Here is a 3,204-nt window from a genome sequence, read left to right as displayed (position 1 = left end):
CAGTTCGGCGGCTTCGAACTGGCGCTCGCCGAAGCCGGCGCCGCGCATCAGCCAGGAGATGAAGACGGCGCTCCAGGGGCGCAGCGAGCCGTCCTCGTGGCGGGTGCGCTGGACCGGGTAGTCGCCGCCCTTGACGCCGAGCCAGTACAACAGCACCCGGGCGTGGAGGTAGGGCTCGGCCTCCAGGCCGCGGGGCTCGTCGAGGCGGCGTTCGGTGAGGTTGGTGGCGGCGTCCCAGCGGCCCCGGCCCCAGAGCTGCCATTCCTGCAGCGCCAGCGCCAGCAGGCGCTCGGTCGAGGCAGGGTCGGGCGCGAGCTCGCCGCCCAGGCCGGGCGCGGGGCGGATGTCCTCGACGGCGTAGACCGGCGCGGGATCCGTGGCCGGCCATCGCTCGGCAGGCGGCGGTTGCAGCGCCGCGCAGCCGGGCAGGATCGAGATGGACAGCGCGGCCAGGAGCCGCAGCGCCAGGCCGGCGATGCCGGGGTGGTCAAGGAGGCGAGGGAAGCGAAGGATGCGCGAGGACATGCGGGCTCCTGCGTCCGCAAGGGCGGCGTGGAGCGCTCATCGTCGGGGCGCGGCGGCGATCAGGGCATCGGCGCGGGGCTGAGCTTGGGGGGAGGAATGTCGGAGCTTCCTCCCCAGGTGGCGTTCGATGCCCCGCGGCGTGCCGGCGCCTTCGCTCATGCGCAGGTTCTGCGCGTTGATGTCGGCGAGGTCGTTGGGCACACAGACTCCCCCCGCCGGCATGACCATTGCCCCTCCAATCTGCCGGCGAAGTTGCCGGCGTGCTCAACATGGAGATCACCATGGCCCAGCAACCCAACACGAAGTCATCGCCGCAACCCCAGGGCGGTTCCAGCCAGCAGAACCAGCATCAGCAGGGGCAGCAAGGGCAGCAGAACCAGCCTGGCGGGCAGCAGGGCGGCGGCTCGCAAGGCCAGCGCCAGCAGTCCCAGCAGAGCCAGTCCGGCGGTCAGCAGGGACAGCTGAACCAGCGCTCCCAGCAGCCGTCCAGCCAGCAGTCGCCCGGCAGCCAGCGCAACCAGGCGTCCCGTGACGACCGCAGTGAGGACAGCGATTCCTCCCGCGAGGACCGCTGACCCTCGTTCTCAATGATGGGCCGCGCGCGCCGCCGCATTGCGCTTGCGGGTCGCCGCGGCCTTCTTCGCGGAGGCTGAGCGCTCCGCCGCCGTGCGGCTCGCCGCGGCCTTGCCGCCCAGGCGCCCGCCCTTGCGCGAGGGCTCGTGGTTCTCGGCCTGGCCGCGGCCCGAGCCCGACTTCTTGCCGCCGCCCGTTTCCTTGTTGACCGTGGCCCAGGCGCGCCGTTCGGCTTCGTCCTTGGGCACGCCGCGGTGCTCATAGCCGCTTTCGATGTGCTCGGCCTGACGCTTCTGCTTGTCCGTGTAGGAGGATTTGTCTCCGCGAGGCATGGCGATCTCCTGAAGTGGGATACCCAGGCGCGGCAATCGCCGTACCGCCGCCGCTCGTTGCTTCTCGCTACGCCTTGCCGCCCGTGCCGTTCCGGCTACTGCCGCCGACAGGGCATGCCCCTTGCCGCTCATGGCGTGATGCATCAGTCGCGCGCTGCCCTCCGCCGCGCGATGAGGCGGTGGTCTCGTCGCGCCGCAGGAGGGCGGACGAACATCACCCTTCAGGAGACTTCTCATGAATACCTCCCCCTTCAGCACCGTTGCGCTGGTCATCGCCTGCGCGGCCTTGAGCGTCGGTTGCGCTTCCGACCGGCAGCAGCGTCGTGACGACGCCCGCAATGCGGCCGTGGGCGCGGTGGGCGGCGCCGTCATCGCGCCGCGACCGGCGGCAACGCCCTCACGGGCGCGGCGGTCGGCGCGGTCGCCGGGGCGCTCATCGGGCGGCTGGTCGTCGACGGCCGCGAGCGCCAGGTCTACTCGGATGGCCAGGGCGGCCGCTATTGGGTCGACGAGGACGGCCGGCGCCATACGGTCCGTTGATCCGTTGATCGGTCGATCCGTCGATTCGTCGACTCGTCGATCCCTTGACTGGCGCCCTCGGCCTCAGGCGGCGAATCCGCCGTCGATCAGCAGGTCGGCGCCGGTGACGAACCCGGCTTCCGGTCCGGCCAGATAGGCCACCATCGCCGCGATCTCGTCCGCCTTGGCGTGACGCGGCACGGCCATCAGGCCATGCAGGCCGGCGCCGAAATCCGTGTCGGCCGGGTTCATGTCGGTGTCGACCGGCCCCGGCGCCACGTTGTTCACCGTGATGCCGCGCGGCCCCAGGTCGCGCGCCATGCCCTTGACCAGGCCGATCAGCGCCGACTTGCTCATCGCATACGCCGCGCCGCCGGCGAAGGGCATGCGCTGCGCGTTGGTGCTGCCGATGTTGATGATCCGGCCGCCTTCGCGCATGTGCCGGGCGGCCGCCTGCGAGGCCACGAAGACCGAGCGCACGTTGACCGCCAGCGTGCGGTCGAAGTCCGCCAGCGAGAAGTCTTCCGTCGGCGCGACGTGCAGGACGCCGGCGCTGTTGACCAGGATGTCCAGGCGGCCGAGGCGCTCGGCCACGCCGTCGATCGCGGCCGCCAGGGCCTGCGCGTCGGTGGCGTCCGCCTTGATGGCGATCGCCCGGCCGCCCGCGGCCTGGATTTCTTCCGCCAGCGCCTCGGCCGCGATCGCCGAGGACGCATAACCGATCGCGACCGTGGCGCCCTCGCGCGCCAGCCGGCGCGCCGACGCGGCGCCGATGCCGCGCGACCCGCCGTGGCTGAAGGCGACCTTGCCGGCCAGCGGCGTGGAGGTGGCAGTGGAGGTGGAAGTCGAGGTGCTCATGGCGTCGTCCTTTTGAAAAGGGAGTTGGGATGAACGAAGTCTGGGCGCTGCGACCTGATTCCGGTAGTCTCAGAAGCTGACACTCAGCTTCAACCATCCCTATCGAATCCCATGTCCACCGAACTTCGCAGCCACCTGGACGCCTTCATCGCCGCGGCGGACGACGGCAGTTTCTCCGCGGCCGCGCGCCGCCTGGGACTGACGCCCGCGGCCGTCAGCAAGAGCGTGGCTCAGTTCGAGGCCCGCCTGGGCGTGCGCCTGTTCCAGCGCAGCACGCGCCGGCTGGCGCTGACGACCGACGGCGAGCGCTTGTATGGCCAGGTCCGGCTGCCGTGGGCGGAGATCGGCGATGCGCTGACCGACCTGCGGCAGGGCGCCGGCAAGCCGGCCGGCACGC

5 protein-coding genes and 1 pseudogene are annotated in these 3,204 nt (G+C 71.6%); 2 read left to right on the top strand and 4 right to left on the bottom strand.

The features are described 5' to 3' along the window. Window positions 1-525 (bottom strand): annotated as a pseudogene (locus FUT87_RS27920) (DUF2272 domain-containing protein); the annotation flags it as partial. Between the two features lie 36 nt (window positions 526-561). Beyond that, entirely contained in the window at window positions 562-726 is a 165-nt protein-coding gene (locus tag FUT87_RS30130; protein ID WP_222617335.1) for a hypothetical protein, read from the bottom strand. Window positions 727-806: 80 nt separating this feature from the next. On the opposite strand from FUT87_RS30130, the gene FUT87_RS27915 reads away from it, so the two are divergent. Further along, on the top strand, window positions 807-1,100 hold the full coding sequence (locus FUT87_RS27915) for a hypothetical protein (RefSeq protein ID WP_141225299.1): 294 nt from the start codon (window positions 807-809) through the stop codon (window positions 1,098-1,100). Window positions 1,101-1,109: 9 nt separating this feature from the next. Here the strand turns inward: FUT87_RS27915 and FUT87_RS31250 are convergent, their stop codons facing one another. Beyond that, a complete protein-coding gene (locus tag FUT87_RS31250; RefSeq protein WP_255512096.1) occupies window positions 1,110-1,958 on the bottom strand; it encodes a hypothetical protein in 849 nt (282 codons plus the stop codon). Window positions 1,959-2,033: 75 nt separating this feature from the next. Beyond that, a complete protein-coding gene (locus FUT87_RS27905; RefSeq protein ID WP_147243065.1) occupies window positions 2,034-2,807 on the bottom strand; it encodes an SDR family oxidoreductase in 774 nt (257 codons plus the stop codon). Between the two features lie 111 nt (window positions 2,808-2,918). Here FUT87_RS27905 and FUT87_RS27900 point away from each other — a divergent pair. Beyond that, a partial coding sequence (locus tag FUT87_RS27900; RefSeq protein WP_147243064.1) for a LysR family transcriptional regulator occupies window positions 2,919-3,204 on the top strand: 286 nt, incomplete at its 3' end.

This window comes from Mitsuaria sp. TWR114 (assembly GCF_007997345.1).
The sequence above is the reverse complement of the archived record's forward strand: the minus strand, read 5'-3'. Positions and strand labels throughout refer to the sequence as shown.

Coding starts and splice junctions, on each gene's coding strand:
- FUT87_RS31250 (WP_255512096.1), bottom strand. CDS start 1,958: ATGGCGCCGGCCGTCCTCGTCGACCCAATAGCGGCCGCCCTGGCCATC.
- FUT87_RS27915 (WP_141225299.1), top strand. CDS start 807: ATGGCCCAGCAACCCAACACGAAGTCATCGCCGCAACCCCAGGGCGGT.
- FUT87_RS27905 (WP_147243065.1), bottom strand. CDS start 2,807: ATGAGCACCTCGACTTCCACCTCCACTGCCACCTCCACGCCGCTGGCC.